This is a genomic window from Fictibacillus nanhaiensis, assembly GCF_049537595.1.
GTDB classification, from domain to species: Bacteria; Bacillota; Bacilli; order Bacillales; family Fictibacillaceae; genus Fictibacillus; species Fictibacillus nanhaiensis_F.
On the sequence record NZ_JBMULM010000006.1, the window covers coordinates 111,079 to 125,442 of the forward strand.

The window sequence follows — 14,364 nt, forward strand, 5'->3', positions numbered from 1 at the left end:
ACAGAGATTCAACTTCACAGAAAGAAATTCCTCCTTGAGTGAGACATTCTTACTTGCGGCTGGTCCTCTTTATTTCGCCTTTCCGATTGCCATACTTCTACTTAAGAAAGGAGCAGGTGTTCGGAATATCGTGTTTTTCTTAGGTGCCTGGTGCACTGTGAAATTACCCGTCCTTATCTATGAGTTCACATCATTTGGAGCGAAGTTCACCCTTCTTCATATTACTTTTGGTCTGCTATTCTGTTATCTGACAGGGATACTATTTGAAAAGACCTTTACACAAGATAAATTTCTTCAGCATAAAAGAACAATTGATATTTAAGGACATTATCTAAAGAACTACACCTTAAAACTAATGGAATTCAAACATGGAAAAACCACTTAAGTATAGATTGTATTTAATCTTGTAAGTACTTCCAAACTCTCCACTATTGTAGAACACTTTGACACGCCATTTTAACATCCTCGAAACCTCAACCTATACACTCTACTGTCGAGAAAATAATCCATCACAACATATTTCTTCAAGTTGTAATACATACTATCCTTTATATTTACAATTCTGATATACAAATTTACAAAATCCTTACTTCTCATTAATTTTGTTTTCACTTTTGTTTTGTAGAATCAAATTGTCAAAAGCAACATCATTCAAACATAAAAACAACACGGAGGGTTTCAAAATGAAACTGAACAACTTTGCAAAAACATCCATCGCGGGTTTGCTGTCCATCTCACTCTTAGCAGGCTGCGGTCAGAGTAATGATAATCAAGACAAGACTCAAGAAAATCAAAATTTAAGTTTAGAGCAGATCACAAAAAAGGCGAAAGAAGAAGGCCAAGTTGACAGTGTAGGTATGCCTGATTCTTGGGCGAACTGGATTGAAACATGGAAAGACATCAAAACAAAATACGGTATAAATCATAAGGACACTGACATGTCTAGTGCTGAAGAGTTAGCAAAATTTGAATCAGCTGGACCAGGGGGACCCGATATTGGGGATGTAGGATTATCATTTGGACCTCTTGCAAAAGAAAAAGAACTGACTCAACCCTATAAAACAAAAACATGGGACGATATCCCAAAATGGGCAAAAGATGAAGAAGGTCATTGGGCTGCAAGTTACCAAGGTACTATCTCGTTTATTACGGACAAAGACCGTGTAAAGAATCCTCCAAAGTCATGGGCAGATTTAGAAAAAGGTAATTATAAAGTAGCTGTTGGAGACGTTATGAAAGCAAACCAAGCACAATTTGCAGTTCTTGCTGCAGCAATGGCCAATGGAGGAGACGAAAGCGATATTGAGCCAGGAATTAAGTATTTCTCTAAACTTGCGAAAGATAACCGACTTTCTGTTTCTGATGTTACGGTTGCGAACTTAGAAAAAGGAGAAGTAGACGTCGCGATCTTATGGGATTTCAATTCCCTTGGTTATCGTGATCAAATTGATAAAAACCGTTTTGAAGTTACGATTCCTCAAGATGTTTCCGTTGTTAGTGGTTATACAACCATCATTAATAAGGACGCAAAACATCCTAATGCAGCTAAGTTAACAAGAGAATTTATTCTCTCTGACGAAGGACAAGCAAACCTTGCACGTGGATATGCACGACCGATACGAGAAAATGTAGAAATCCCAGCAGATGCGAAAAGTAAACTGTTGCCAGAAGATATGTACAAAAATGCAAAGCCCGTTAAAGATATGAAAAAATGGGATGAAACGATGAAATCACTGCCACAGATGTGGCAAGAGAAGGTTCTCATCAATGTCAAATAAACTAGCGTTTATCATGTTAGATGGCCTTCAATACAAAACAGCCGTTGAACAGATGGGTTATTTAGGCCACCTAGTCGAACAAAAAAAAGCTGCTCGTTATCTGGTTAAATCTGAAGTACCAAGTATGTCAAGACCTCTTTATGAGGTCTTGCTTACTGGTACTCTACCTCATAAAAATGGCATATTAACAAACCAGACAGTTCGTTTATCAAAAGAAGAAAGTCTGTTTCATTTAACTAAAAAGAACGGTTTAACAAACGCAACAGCGTCCTACTATTGGGTAAGCGAATTATACAATAAAGCACCCTTTGTACAGTTAACCGATCGCTTCCAAAATGACGAGAACAGAACCATTCAACATGGTATTTTTTATTCAGAAGATCATTATCCTGACTCTCATTTATTTGCAGACGCACATTATCTAATGGAAACGTATCAACCTGATTTTTTATATGTTCACTCTATGAACATTGACGATACGGGACATAAATATACAGCAGACTCTAAAGAGTACAGAGGTTCAGCCATTCGTGCGGATATTATACTAGCTAATATCTTACCTCAGTGGATAGAAAACGGTTATCAGATTATTATTACGGCCGATCATGGCATGAACGATGACGGTGACCACGGTGGAACATTGAATGATGTTAGGGATGTTCCTCTTCTCGTGATCTCCGACAAAGTACGACCTGATGATTATGATCAGGTGGTCAGACAGTTGAACTTGGCACCATTGGCTTGTCACTTGTTAGGGATATCTCCTTCTAAAGAGATGATAAAGGTTGAACTTCCTGGTTTATTGAATCAGTAACGTAAGGTGGTTATAACAGATGAAGAAAAAAATAAATGGATTTCTATGGTTATCCGCAACACCCTTTTTTGTTTTGATTATTGGTTTCTTATTTCTTCCGTTCATTGCGATGATCATCTCAAGCTTTAAAAAAAATGGTGAGGCCGGTTTTTCTCTATTCAACTACACTGAAGTTTTTACAAATAAATTTTATCTACAGGCAATAGGAAATTCGGTATTGATCTCATTCACTGCCAGTTTGATCGGTATACTAGTAGCCGTATTCGTTGCGTATTCGTTTACAAAGTTCTCACCAAAAGTTCAAGAACGTTTGTTGTTACTGGCGAATATGACTTCAAATTTCGCTGGGGTCCCTTTGGCCTTTGCTTACATTGTTCTACTAGGGACAAGCGGATTATTTACGATATTGTTTAACGAGCTAAGCATCGGATTTCTTCAAGGATTTAATCTATATTCTTGGTTTGGACTAGTCATTATCTATATCTATTTTCAGATTCCGCTAGCTATCATGCTCTTATACCCGATCTATCTTGGTATTGAAAAAAGGTGGAAAGAAGCAGCAACCTTATTAGGAGCTTCTCGTATGCAGTTTTGGTTGAAGATCGGCATTCCGTTCATCTTACCAGGAATCGCCGGAACCTTTAGTATCCTTTTTGCAAACGCGATGGGAGCTTATGCGACTGCTTATGCTCTTGTAGGGAGTAATTTTAACCTCCTTCCGATAAGGATCGGAGCTTTGATATCAGGTGATATTTTCGCACAACCTGAATTAGGTAGTGCGCTAGCCGTATTCTTAGGAGTTTCGATGATTATCGCACTTCTGATCAATGAATGGTTGATGCGCCTTGTAAGGAGGGATCTAGCGTGAAGGAAAACATGCGTACCCATAAAATCATTGTAACGATTACGTTTTTGTATTTATTTATTCCATTATTAGCTACTTTTCTTTATTCTTTGTCGACAACTTGGAACGAGACGATTCTTCCAGAAGGACTGACACTAAAATGGTTTGTAGACTTATATAACGATCCACGTTTTATAGACGCACTATGGCGGACGATCCAACTTACTGGAGGAACGATGATCGTTTCTATTTTAATTATGGTTCCTGCTATATTCGCCATTACGGTTTATGCTCCCAAATATGAAAAATGGTTACAGACCATCGTTCTTTTTCCTTATGCTATGCCAGGAGTAGTAGCCGCAGTTGGGTTATTAAGTATTTATTCAAAGAGTGGCCTACCGATGGTCATTGTTCTTGCAGGATCTTATTTTGTTCTTATCCTTCCCTTTATGTATCAAGGTGTTAGAAATAGTTTAAGAACAGTAAACGCAAAAACACTTGTAGAAGCAGCTGAATTGTTAGGCGCTTCTCGAAGTACAGCTTTTTGGAAAGTGATTGTACCGAACATAACACCTGGTATTATGGTAAGTTCACTCTTATCATTTTCTGTATTGTTCGGTGAGTTTGTACTTGCCAATATCTTAGTAGGAGGAAGTTTTGAAACGATTCAGATCTATTTGTACCGACGCTTGAGAGAATCTGGACACCTATCGAGTGCTATCGTCGTCTCATATTTCTTATTGCTTCTCGTATTGAGCTGGATCATGGTTAGGTTTAGTCGTAGAGGAACCTTGAAATTAAAGAAAAAGGAGCCGATCGTATGAGTTTTTTAACAATCAACAACCTTTCTTTAGCCTTTGGTGAAGTAAAAGTATTAAATGAACTCTCTTTATCCATTGAAGAAGGTGAACTCGTCACCCTCCTCGGCCCGAGTGGATGTGGGAAGTCAACCCTCCTCCGCTCAATTGCAGGGTTAGTCGATCCAGACAATGGATCAATTGTGATTGATGACAAAGAGGTCATATCGATGAATCCAAAGGACCGAGAAGTAGGTATGGTCTTCCAATCATACGCTCTTTTTCCTAACTTAACAGTAGAAGATAATATTGCTTTTGGTTTAAAAATGAAAAAGTTGAACAAAGTTGAGATTGAAAAGAAAGTGAAAAGTATGATAGACCTTGTTGGCTTAAATGGAAAGGAACGTTCCTATCCACGTGAGCTATCGGGGGGACAGCAACAACGGGCAGCGTTGGCTAGAGCCCTTGTGGTAGAACCAAAAGTTCTTCTATTAGATGAACCTTTGAGTGCTTTAGATGCACAGATTCGTGCTAGACTTCAAAATCAAATTAGAGACATCCAACAAAAACTAGGGATCACAATGGTTTTCGTCACTCATGATCAAGAAGAAGCAATGGCGATTTCTGATCGTATATTTTTGATGAATAATGGAGAGATCGCGCAGAGTGGCTCTCCTGTCGAGATATATACGCGTCCAAACAGTGAGTTTGTTGCAAGATTTATGGGTCATTATAACGTGTTGCATGCTGACGAGCTTCAACAGATTATAGGTTTTGATGCTGGATTCCAGGGAAATCTATTTGGTATTCGCCCTGAAGCATTTACCGAAACGAACATTCACGGTGACGCCATTAAGGTTACAGGTGAAGTACAGAAAGTATCGTTACTAGGTAATGTTGTTCGGTATCAGTTAAGAACGGGCACCCAACATTTTTCGGCTGAACATCTGCATAGAAGTCAAGAGTATACGAAGAGCGGTGATGTTAAAACCCTTTATCTCTCAAAAGAGGATGTGATTCCACTAACATGAACATCGTTTCAGAGAAAAGACGGTTTGAAATCTTAAATCAACTCGAGACAAACGGAAAAGTTTTTGTTACTCAATTAGCGGATCAGTTTGGAGTAACACCCGAGACGATCAGAAGAGACTTAGATGAATTAGAACAACAAGGTATCTTAAAACGTGTGCATGGAGGAGCGGTTAAATCTGCTAGCATGCATTATGAACCACCTTTTACAAAAAGACAGAGCACAAGCGCTCATGAAAAAAGGAAGATCGGTCAAAAAGCAGCCTCCACTATTAAAGATGGCGAAACCATCGTCCTTGACGGTGGAACTACTACGCTTGAACTTGCAAAAGCCATCAACGGTGTGAAACAACTTACCGTATTAACCAATTCGATGGCAGCCGCTCACGTCTTGAACAACTCTCTTTTTACTAAAAGGTTTGAAGGTAGTGTGATCTTAATCGGTGGAACCTTGAACGCTGCTCAACAATCGGTTTCAGGTTCTATGGCTATTGCTTTTCTAGAACAATATAGAGTCGATAAGGCTTATCTTTCATGTGGTGGAGTTTCTATGGATGTTGTAACGGATTATGATAACGAGGAAGCTCTAATTTCTAGGAAGATGATTGAGATTGCCCAAAGCAGTTATTTGCTAGCTGATCATTCAAAGTTTGACACCCACTCCTTTTCTGTGATTGCACCCCTTGAGCAGTTTCATCATATAATCACGGATGTTTCCTCTATTGAGGGCTGGCATCAGTGTATTGAAGAGACAGGGATAGATTGGATTGTAGCAGAGGAGGCAGTATCCATTGAAAGTTGATTATCATTTACACCTAGAAGAAGGGCCGTATTCTTTTCGATGGCTAGACCGTACTAACCTAGCATTAGATCACTTTCATCCAATAAAAGAAAAACCACATACAATGGAGTGGTTAAAAAAAGCGGAAGCCAGAATCAATAACAGGTTAAACAAAGGATGTTATTCAGCAGAGTGGCTCGATCTCTATCTTGAAGAAGCTCTTAATAAGGGAATCAAAGAGGTGGGTATCGTCGACCATCTTTACCGGTTCCATGAAACCCGGTCTTACTACGAAAAATATATGGATGTTACTTCTCCGGAGATCGGACCTCTTCAACAAAAGTGGCTTAACCAGGTGATGACAGAATCCATATACGAGTTTGTTACTGCTATTAATCAGGCAAAGAAACGCTGGGAAGAAAAAGGGGTTATCCTCCGATTGGGTATAGAAAGTGATTATTTCCCTGGATGTGAGGAAGAGCTCGGAGAACTTTTATCTCTTGTAGAGTGGGATTATGTCATCGGTTCGGTCCATTTCTTGAACGGATGGGGTTTTGATAACCCGGAAACACAAGACCGATTCAAGAGTTTAGACCTACTCAAAACGTATGAAGAGTTCTTTGGAGTAGTCGAGATGGCGATTAAGAGTAACCTTTTTGATTTTGTAGCGCATCTTGATAATCTAAAGGTTTTCAATCATCGGCCGGATGAAGAAAAGCTAGTCCCTTTCTATCATCAAATCGCAGATGCTTTAGTTGAAACAGTCACAGCAACCGAGATCAATGCAGGTCTCTTCTATCGCTATCCGGTGAAAGAGATGTGTCCAAGTCCATCTTTTTTATCAGTCCTTGTTAATAAAGGCGTTCTATTTACTTTATCCTCTGATGCTCATTTTCCAGATGATCTAGGGAAGCACGTTTCAGATAACGTAAACACCTTAAAGAAATTAGGATGTAAAGAACTTGTCACCTTCGATAAAAGAAGAAGGATCATGAAACCCATACAATAACTAGTCAAATTACTCCCAATAGAAAAAAGGACAAGGATTTATTCATCCTTGTCCTTTTTATAACCTTCAACAGTTTCTTACGTATGAAATAATACTCCGTTTAGTGCATCAACGTATCTCTTCGCTGAACGTTGAACCGTTTCTCCAGCATCTTCTTTGATCACACGATTAAACGCATCGTAGATGCGCGTAAAAGTGAGCTCTTCCATGCGATAAGCGATCCTCTTTACCGTATCACTCGGTAGCGGGATAAAGTTAGGATAACTGTACATGAAACTGACCCAATCCCGGTCCGCTACGATTCGAACAATATCACCACAAAGAAGGACACCTTGTTGGTGGTTTCCGTCCTTCCATTCTAGGATGGTACCTCCCTCAAAATGACCACCGATCCGCTGAAGGATGATTCCTTCACTGAGTTCGAGCGTGTCACCCGACCAAAAAACGATTCTTTCACTCGATCTCGTTACCCATTTCTTATCATCTTCATGTATGTAGAGAGCAGCATCAAAAGTTTCTGCCCATTCCACCTGAGTCGAATAGTAATGAGGGTGGGATAATGCAATCGCATCGATACCCCCAAGTTGCTGAATGGCTTCTTTCGTATCTTCATCTATGTAACTCACACAATCCCATAACACGTTATACCCATGACCCTTAACAAGGTACGCGGTTTGGCCGATTCCAAAACTCGGACTCGTCTGAACACGATAGAGATTTTCCTCTTCGACACTCACTTCCGTTTTATAAGTACCACTCGCAACCATATCTTCTAAAGTGGTCCAGAATTGCCCTTTTGAACTCACATATTGCCTTTCTTCTCGACAGATAGAACATGAAGTGGGTTCATGTTGAGAACTCTCATATTGAACCCCACACGTCTCACAAATATAGTTATGCATAAAATTTCCCCCTTTCTCTCTAACTCAGATTATAAGCACGTAAGGAAATTTATAGAAATTTTATGCTTGTACGTTTTAGATTCACACATATGTTTATAACAACATATATGATAACAACATATTTGTATGATGTTTTGTGATATAAAATATCATTGATAGTAACAGAAAAAACAAAAAAACTGGGCAGACAAGATAGTTATTCCTTTTTCCCTTTTATTGTCTTATACTTGTAAAAATATAAAAAAGGGGATAACGACATGGAGCATATTTCGACGAAAAGATTGTTGCTTCGTGAGTGGCGCATCACGGACAGTGGAGATTTATTCGAATATGCCAAAAGTGAACGTGTTGGCACTAACGCTGGATGGAAGCCTCATACTAATGAAGAAGAAAGCAAAGAGATCATTCAAATGTTTATTGAAAGTAACGATTCGTATGCGATCGTTTTAAAAGATACCGATAAAGTGATCGGTGGAATCGGTCTGCATGAGAGAGCACCGGATGAGAACCTTACATATTTAAAACAAAAAGAGATCGGTTATGTATTAAGCCCTGACTATTGGGGAAAAGGCTTGGTTCCGGAAGCGGTAAAAAGCTTGTTGAAACACGGCTTTGAAGAGTTGGACCTCGATCTTATATGGTGCGGCCATTATGACTACAACCACAATTCAAGAAGAGTGAACGAGAAGTGCGGGTTCACTTATCGATTTAACAAGAAAACCATTCTCAATCGTTTAGACGGCAGAGAAGTAACGAGTATGTATTACTCTATAACAAAAGAAGATTATTTCAAAAGTCTGGTTCCTTCACAGTAAAGGGTGTTAATGAAACATTTCATACTTATCATCTCATCCTTGATCAGTTGGTGGATGTTCTTTGGATGGATCTCTTCATTCCTATATCCATCCTCCATGGAATATGGAGCTTTTCTTTATGCCTCTGTCTTTGCTTATAGTCCTTTTCTTTCAGTCATCGTGACTTATTTTACATATAAATACTACATAAAGTTAGGATCTGATCTTACACGTTTAATACTAACGATGATCTACTTGCTTATAACTAGCTATGGAGTATTTCTCATTATATCTATATAAAGAGACAATAGTTTTGCTATAAACACCATTAAACATGTATGAGGAGGTAGAGCTTCTTGAGAAAATTTCTAGAAGAGAAAATCTATGCACAAGGGTATCCAAATGCTAAGACTGCTCCCATTGTTACGCTGGAAGACTTCTTTGAAGGAAACAAAGATGAAAGTTCAATTGGATGTAATTTAATAAGACATCCTGGACTTAAAACGTTTTATGATTTACTACGAAACATTAGGGATCAAAGTTCTGTACAAGATGTCTTTGTCGAAATCATGGAACGGATTTATGTATTAACAGCCGTAGAAGAATCGTTATTAAGAATATGGTTGAAAGACCTAGAACCCACTGAAATAGATGAGGGTTACGCGTTTGGTGTGCCACCGCAAGCCCCAGGTTTGTTATCGGGTTACAAAGTTTACGCTGTTTGGTGGGATTAAGTAATCTATTAAACGAATATTTTTTATGCAAGGAGTGAGCACATGTTTCAAGAAGGCTTTCCCGTTGACGTAAGAGATGATGTTAATATAGTAGTAGGGTTACTAACTGATCAAAAAAGTAGTGAAGTCTTTCTTAATAACATATCTCCTGACAGTGTCCAATATATACAAGATACCAACGTCATTCAATTTCCATATCGTTTGTATCTTTTAGATACCTCAGAGACGTACATTGAACATCTTAATGATCGTCAACGAATGGTTTTACACTGCATTTATTCCAGAAGTTTCGATGGATATGTCCGAGAGAATCATCTGCTTTCCTTGCTTCAGAGCAACTATGAGGATTGGGTTATTCCTTACATTGTAAAACTCTGTGATGAGTACGTCTTAGAAATAATAGAGATGACTTATAATCATTTAAGAACACAGGATACAGAACGAATTAAGAGGTTTTGTATGGAGAATCGTGTAGCATTTAGCAGAAGTTATGACAGGATGCCCAGCTATTGGAATGAATATCACAGATATAAATATAAAAATTTTCAACACTATGTGGGTAGAAAGTTGTTCAGAGAATGTTTTGGATACTCTAATGCACTGGGACGCAGAGCAAGAAATAGTCTATGAATTCATACCTTTTCTAGTAAACAATCTAATCGAAAAGTTATTATAAAGGTTCAGACAAAAATCTGAACCTTTTATCAAAACATCCCAGCAATCAAGAGGACGAATTTTATCTTCTTTTGTATTTACTAAGATCGGGTTTATGCTCCTTTGGATCAACCTTTTGATTGATCACTAACTTCTTAGGATGTATATAGTGAACAACCTCACCGCTAGAATTGTAGGTTTCATATTTTAGGAGTATGCCTGTATCTTTATCTACCCAGAACCTAAATGTTGCAGATTTCGTTTTGTCACTGGCATATGAATCCAGTTCTCCTGACAGAACAAGTGTGTTATGCCCGACTAGTTCCTCGTTCTGTTTTTCAATTTCCCATTTTTCCAAGTCCCTTGTATAGTTCGAGGCGATTTCATATGGAAACAATGAGTTCTGTGCAAGTCCGATTGGAGGACGATCCCGCGTCATGGTCATATTAGTTCCAGAGGGATCTTTAGTAAAAGCTTCCTCAAGCGTGAGCGTACAACATCTAGAAGGATGTGAAAATCCCGCTTCTCTTAGGGATTGGGTCTTATCATCTATAATCCATACGTTGTCCTTATCATAAAAATCAATTCGTGACTTTACTTCATTCTTATAGATACTTGTACCTTTTCCCCATCCACCTTTTTCTTTCCCCATATCAAGTTCATACTCTACTGTTCTTTTTGTGTTTTGGGTATACTCTTCAAATGAACCTTTTGCCGTTTCAAAGTGATCGATCGTATTAAGCATCTTTGTTAAAATTTCTTCTTTCGTCATGTCCTCATAGTACTCTTCTTTTGCTGCAGGTAAATTCTCGGTTTCGTTCTCTTTTTGTTCAATATGTGCTTCTTGCTTCTCTGTTGGAGCTTTTACTTGGTCAAGCGTAAAGAATACTATTCCAAGACATAATACACCTGTAAATACGGTGCTTAAAATGGGTTTAAGAATCCCTCTCTTCGCTGACATTTCAAGTTCAACATTTTTTATATTCCTTAACACTGCTTTTTTTCGTTTTTCACTAAAGTCGAGATTCTTAAGTATGGAGCTGTTCATTTTTTCGTCCAGATGCTTTAGTTTATCTTCCAAAAAAATCACCTCTATCTAACTTGTTTCTTAAGACCTCTCGTCCTCGCCGCAACCTAGATTTAACAGTGTTGAGACTAATACCTATCAAGTTTGCGATATCTTCCATTTTGTATCGTTCATAATAATAAAAAATGAGTACTTCTCGTAACTTAAGTGGAAGCGAGAGGATTTCAATGGATAAGCGGTTATTCTCTTCAACAGAAAGAATTATCTCCTCAGTAGATTGCTCTCTTGCTTCAGCTTGAAAGCTAAAAAAATCAATGAACACCATGTTTCGATAGGACCAACTTCTTAACTTATCTTTACATGCGTTCACTGTGATCTGATAAAGCCACGTCTTATACGAAGATCTTCCTTGAAAGCGGTCAAGGTTGAGATAACATTTTTCAAAAACATCCTGAACGATATCCTCAGCCAGCTGCTCGTTCTTTACATACATAAAAGCGAGTCGTACTAACTGTATTCCGTATTCGTCCATCAACCAAATCAAGAGTTCATCTTTATTCATAGATTCTGTGTTATGTAAGAGTTTTTCAATTTCCAAATCTTTCACCTGCCTCTTCATATAATAGACGACAGAATGTGGAAAAAAGGTCAGATTGTTTCAAATTATATTCTCAAAATGATAAAAATTAAATGCTTATTAAGAAAAAAGGATGAAAACTGATCATTTTTAGTGTTATGATATTGGAAAAAAGTTACAGATAGAGGTGTGGTCATGTATGACGTAATGTTGTTACTAGGAATTACAGTTGGTGGCGGGATTATCATACTTCTAGGGTTTCTTGCGATCATTAGAAAAATGATAACGGGACCTCGTAAGGAACTAAGAAACAAGATAGAAAAATTAGAGGGTGAAATCCACACTCTCAAAATGAAAAGGGATTAATTCTACTAATAAATCTTCAATCCATTCAACTTCCCAAGGATAAAAAAAACGATAAAGAATGACGGAGAATCTGATGAATACGAAGAGAATCAATATATTTTTTCTTTATGGCTTTATATTCGGTCTCGGTTTAGCTGTTATCTTCATACCTATTTCTTCTACAATCCATGAAGGTAACGGGGTTTCAACAACAACATACAAAGAACCAATGGAATACATCGTTTTGATATTACGAATTGCGTATATTACGGGGTTTTGTGCAGTAATTGGTAGTTTTTATAACAATCCCAAATCTAAATAAAACAAGCCCCATTTTATGATCTTGAAATGGGGCTTGTTTTAGTAGTCCATTCATAGAAGTTTAATATTTTTTCACGGTGATAGTGAATGGCTCCAATCAAACTTATTATAGATACGCACGGTATAATTCACCAATAATACCTTTTAATTGATGAACGCCTAGGTCTGTATTAGTCATAACTACCAATCCTGTTTGGGATTGAGGATAAGCCACCATCATACATTGAAAACCAACACCCCAACCGAGTGATGATATTTCTATTCCTTTTTCATTTTTATCTAGGAAAACACCTAGCCCCGTCCACTCCTTACAACCTTGAGGAGTTATCACTTCTAATGCTTTATTTCTTGATAAGTTTAACTTACTTTCACCCCTTAAAGATCTCATCAATTCAATGATCAAAGATGCTAAATCTGAAGGGGTTGTCCATAACCCTGAAGCGGCTGGATATGGATAGATGGGATATCTTTCATCCACGACAGCTCCACTTTTGTGATGACCACAGGAGAAATTCTTTTTTGCTGCTTCTGATATAGGAAGTTTGTATGTACTTTCTTTCATATTTAACGGTTGGAAAATCAGTTCGTTCATTACGTCCTCAAACGGTTTTTTCATAACATCTTCGATTAAAAGCTGTATGATACAAAAACCTGCGTCTGAATAGTGAAAGTCGGTCTCAGGTTCATACTTTATTTCAATAGGATCTTTACAATAGGACGTGGTTCCTCTCAATAACTCCACAATAGAGGGATTACCTTTTATCAAATTGAGTTCAGTAAAACTTCCTTCAGGGTCAATGATCCCCGATTGGTGACTGAGTAAATTTCGCAGAGTTACTTTTTTATTCTCATTCAACTCATGATAAGGAACACGCCACGATGAAAGTTTCTCGTTCACATCTTCATCTAGATCAAGAATACCTTGTTCCGTCAATTTCATCACGAGTATAGAAGTTAAAAACTTACTGATTGAACAGGCACTGAAGATTGAGTCGCTTTCTACTCGTTTATCTGTTCCGTTTTCAAGTACTCCAAAACAATCTGTACTTTTAATGTGACCCCCATCGATTTCTACAATGCTTAATCCCACTACCTGATAATTTTCTATCAAATTTAGTATGTTGATATTTTGTTTTTTCACGCTTTTCATACTTACCTCCTATAGTGAGTTTTGATATATGTATTTGAAGCAGTGATTGTATATCTTAAATAAAAAAAATACAACATCATATATGTTAATAATATAATCAACATTGTTACTATACTCTTATTTAAAGTGGAAGCTCATCCCTCTTCATGATCTCATGTAATTTCTTCTACAGTTACGATAAGACCGATGGGGCTTAATTGAACATCTTACTCAACAGGTATCCAGATCTCCATCTCATAGTCATCACACTCTTCCTTACCGAATAGATCAGTTCGAACAATCTCGATCTCAGGCATCCCTTCTTTAATGCAATATCCCTTTCTATCAAACACTCTCCAGATTTCTCCGTAGGTAGCCGGGATATTCTCAGCCTGTCCTCTGTGAATAAACACCACATATTTCTGCTCTGGAAACGTATGAAGGGTCATATCTTCCTTCACTTTACGAAAGTCTACACGATCGATCTCGATCCCACAGGTGTAGAAGTATTGGTTACTTCTAGGTGATAAACAAACCCCTACTATTTTCTCTACTCCCTCTTGACCAATAAATGATTGAGCCCGCTTCCACAAACTTGGTATCGGATAGACCAACTCTCCATCCCATTTTCCTACCGAACTGTACCCGACTATTACAAATGCTTTCTTTACCACTTCTTGAAATCTCATCTTTGATCCCACCTTTTTGTATGTAACTTCATCATAGCGGGACTAAGTTTCGAATTCTTAACCTTTCTTGCTGACTTCTGAGCCTAGTGAAAGTTAAATCGTCTCTGCCGATATATTCTATGCAGAATCAATTTAAACAG

At 37.9% G+C, this 14,364-nt stretch carries 17 protein-coding genes and 1 pseudogene; 13 read left to right on the forward strand and 5 right to left on the reverse strand.

Annotation, left to right across the window (positions count from 1 at the left end; all coding sequences use genetic code 11):
* Window positions 1–52: 52 nt before the first annotated feature.
* The 8 genes and pseudogenes from ACOZ9X_RS19385 to ACOZ9X_RS19420 form a co-directional block, all read left to right on the forward strand.
* Window positions 53–322 (forward strand): annotated as a pseudogene (locus tag ACOZ9X_RS19385) (permease); the annotation flags it as partial.
* Between the two features lie 361 nt (window positions 323–683).
* Window positions 684–1,778: an ABC transporter substrate-binding protein gene (locus ACOZ9X_RS19390; protein ID WP_423419616.1), complete on the forward strand. Its 1,095-nt coding sequence runs from the start codon at window positions 684–686 to the stop codon at window positions 1,776–1,778.
* Entirely contained in the window at window positions 1,768–2,592 is an 825-nt protein-coding gene (locus tag ACOZ9X_RS19395; RefSeq protein WP_423419617.1) for an alkaline phosphatase family protein, read from the forward strand. The genes ACOZ9X_RS19390 and ACOZ9X_RS19395 overlap by 11 nt, the downstream gene beginning before the upstream one ends.
* Window positions 2,593–2,611: 19 nt before the next feature.
* Window positions 2,612–3,460 (forward strand): ABC transporter permease, encoded by an 849-nt coding sequence (locus tag ACOZ9X_RS19400; protein WP_423419618.1) that lies wholly within the window; start codon window positions 2,612–2,614, stop codon window positions 3,458–3,460.
* Window positions 3,461–3,468: 8 nt separating this feature from the next.
* The gene (locus tag ACOZ9X_RS19405) at window positions 3,469–4,260 is read left to right on the forward strand and encodes an ABC transporter permease (protein WP_423419664.1); all 792 of its coding nucleotides are present in this window, start codon (window positions 3,469–3,471) and stop codon (window positions 4,258–4,260) included.
* Window positions 4,257–5,264 (forward strand): ABC transporter ATP-binding protein, encoded by a 1,008-nt coding sequence (locus tag ACOZ9X_RS19410; protein WP_423419619.1) that lies wholly within the window; start codon window positions 4,257–4,259, stop codon window positions 5,262–5,264. Before ACOZ9X_RS19405 ends, ACOZ9X_RS19410 begins: the two co-directional genes overlap by 4 nt.
* Entirely contained in the window at window positions 5,261–6,064 is an 804-nt protein-coding gene (locus ACOZ9X_RS19415) for a DeoR/GlpR family DNA-binding transcription regulator (RefSeq protein WP_423419620.1), read from the forward strand. The genes ACOZ9X_RS19410 and ACOZ9X_RS19415 overlap by 4 nt, the downstream gene beginning before the upstream one ends.
* A complete protein-coding gene (locus tag ACOZ9X_RS19420; protein ID WP_423419621.1) occupies window positions 6,054–7,052 on the forward strand; it encodes a histidinol phosphate phosphatase domain-containing protein in 999 nt (332 codons plus the stop codon). The genes ACOZ9X_RS19415 and ACOZ9X_RS19420 overlap by 11 nt, the downstream gene beginning before the upstream one ends.
* A gap of 77 nt (window positions 7,053–7,129) precedes the next feature.
* Here the strand turns inward: ACOZ9X_RS19420 and ACOZ9X_RS19425 are convergent, their stop codons facing one another.
* Window positions 7,130–7,954: an MBL fold metallo-hydrolase gene (locus tag ACOZ9X_RS19425; protein WP_423419622.1), complete on the reverse strand. Its 825-nt coding sequence runs from the start codon at window positions 7,952–7,954 to the stop codon at window positions 7,130–7,132.
* A gap of 257 nt (window positions 7,955–8,211) precedes the next feature.
* Here ACOZ9X_RS19425 and ACOZ9X_RS19430 point away from each other — a divergent pair, with 257 nt between their 5' ends.
* The 3 genes from ACOZ9X_RS19430 (at window position 8,212) to ACOZ9X_RS19440 (ending at window position 10,112) form a co-directional block, all read left to right on the forward strand.
* Window positions 8,212–8,769 carry a GNAT family N-acetyltransferase gene (locus tag ACOZ9X_RS19430; protein WP_423419623.1) on the forward strand — a complete coding sequence of 186 codons (558 nt, stop codon included), beginning with the start codon at window positions 8,212–8,214 and terminating at the stop codon, window positions 8,767–8,769.
* A 335-nt stretch (window positions 8,770–9,104) separates the two neighbouring features.
* Entirely contained in the window at window positions 9,105–9,482 is a 378-nt protein-coding gene (locus tag ACOZ9X_RS19435) for a hypothetical protein (protein ID WP_423419624.1), read from the forward strand.
* A gap of 42 nt (window positions 9,483–9,524) precedes the next feature.
* Window positions 9,525–10,112 (forward strand): hypothetical protein, encoded by a 588-nt coding sequence (locus ACOZ9X_RS19440; protein WP_423419625.1) that lies wholly within the window; start codon window positions 9,525–9,527, stop codon window positions 10,110–10,112.
* Window positions 10,113–10,218: 106 nt separating this feature from the next.
* Here ACOZ9X_RS19440 and ACOZ9X_RS19445 read toward each other — a convergent pair whose 3' ends face one another.
* The gene (locus ACOZ9X_RS19445; protein ID WP_423419626.1) at window positions 10,219–11,217 is read right to left on the reverse strand and encodes a hypothetical protein; all 999 of its coding nucleotides are present in this window, start codon (window positions 11,215–11,217) and stop codon (window positions 10,219–10,221) included.
* The gene (locus ACOZ9X_RS19450) at window positions 11,207–11,770 is read right to left on the reverse strand and encodes a sigma-70 family RNA polymerase sigma factor (RefSeq protein ID WP_423419627.1); all 564 of its coding nucleotides are present in this window, start codon (window positions 11,768–11,770) and stop codon (window positions 11,207–11,209) included. Before ACOZ9X_RS19450 ends, ACOZ9X_RS19445 begins: the two co-directional genes overlap by 11 nt.
* 165 nt (window positions 11,771–11,935) lie before the next feature.
* Here ACOZ9X_RS19450 and ACOZ9X_RS19455 point away from each other — a divergent pair, with 165 nt between their 5' ends.
* A complete protein-coding gene (locus ACOZ9X_RS19455) occupies window positions 11,936–12,106 on the forward strand; it encodes a hypothetical protein (protein ID WP_423419628.1) in 171 nt (56 codons plus the stop codon).
* Between the two features lie 73 nt (window positions 12,107–12,179).
* Window positions 12,180–12,407, forward strand: coding sequence for a hypothetical protein (locus tag ACOZ9X_RS19460; RefSeq protein WP_423419629.1), 228 nt, complete (start codon window positions 12,180–12,182; stop codon window positions 12,405–12,407).
* Between the two features lie 105 nt (window positions 12,408–12,512).
* Here ACOZ9X_RS19460 and ACOZ9X_RS19465 read toward each other — a convergent pair whose 3' ends face one another.
* Window positions 12,513–13,547 (reverse strand): serine hydrolase domain-containing protein, encoded by a 1,035-nt coding sequence (locus tag ACOZ9X_RS19465; RefSeq protein WP_423419665.1) that lies wholly within the window; start codon window positions 13,545–13,547, stop codon window positions 12,513–12,515.
* A 215-nt stretch (window positions 13,548–13,762) separates the two neighbouring features.
* Window positions 13,763–14,224 carry a GyrI-like domain-containing protein gene (locus ACOZ9X_RS19470; RefSeq protein ID WP_423419630.1) on the reverse strand — a complete coding sequence of 154 codons (462 nt, stop codon included), beginning with the start codon at window positions 14,222–14,224 and terminating at the stop codon, window positions 13,763–13,765.
* Window positions 14,225–14,364 lie beyond the last annotated feature (140 nt).

Coding starts and splice junctions, on each gene's coding strand:
- ACOZ9X_RS19410 (WP_423419619.1), top strand. CDS start 4,257: ATGAGTTTTTTAACAATCAACAACCTTTCTTTAGCCTTTGGTGAAGTA.
- ACOZ9X_RS19455 (WP_423419628.1), top strand. CDS start 11,936: ATGTATGACGTAATGTTGTTACTAGGAATTACAGTTGGTGGCGGGATT.
- ACOZ9X_RS19395 (WP_423419617.1), top strand. CDS start 1,768: ATGTCAAATAAACTAGCGTTTATCATGTTAGATGGCCTTCAATACAAA.
- ACOZ9X_RS19460 (WP_423419629.1), top strand. CDS start 12,180: ATGAATACGAAGAGAATCAATATATTTTTTCTTTATGGCTTTATATTC.
- ACOZ9X_RS19390 (WP_423419616.1), top strand. CDS start 684: ATGAAACTGAACAACTTTGCAAAAACATCCATCGCGGGTTTGCTGTCC.
- ACOZ9X_RS19400 (WP_423419618.1), top strand. CDS start 2,612: ATGAAGAAAAAAATAAATGGATTTCTATGGTTATCCGCAACACCCTTT.
- ACOZ9X_RS19405 (WP_423419664.1), top strand. CDS start 3,469: ATGCGTACCCATAAAATCATTGTAACGATTACGTTTTTGTATTTATTT.
- ACOZ9X_RS19430 (WP_423419623.1), top strand. CDS start 8,212: ATGGAGCATATTTCGACGAAAAGATTGTTGCTTCGTGAGTGGCGCATC.
- ACOZ9X_RS19415 (WP_423419620.1), top strand. CDS start 5,261: ATGAACATCGTTTCAGAGAAAAGACGGTTTGAAATCTTAAATCAACTC.
- ACOZ9X_RS19470 (WP_423419630.1), bottom strand. CDS start 14,224: ATGAGATTTCAAGAAGTGGTAAAGAAAGCATTTGTAATAGTCGGGTAC.
- ACOZ9X_RS19425 (WP_423419622.1), bottom strand. CDS start 7,954: ATGCATAACTATATTTGTGAGACGTGTGGGGTTCAATATGAGAGTTCT.
- ACOZ9X_RS19440 (WP_423419625.1), top strand. CDS start 9,525: ATGTTTCAAGAAGGCTTTCCCGTTGACGTAAGAGATGATGTTAATATA.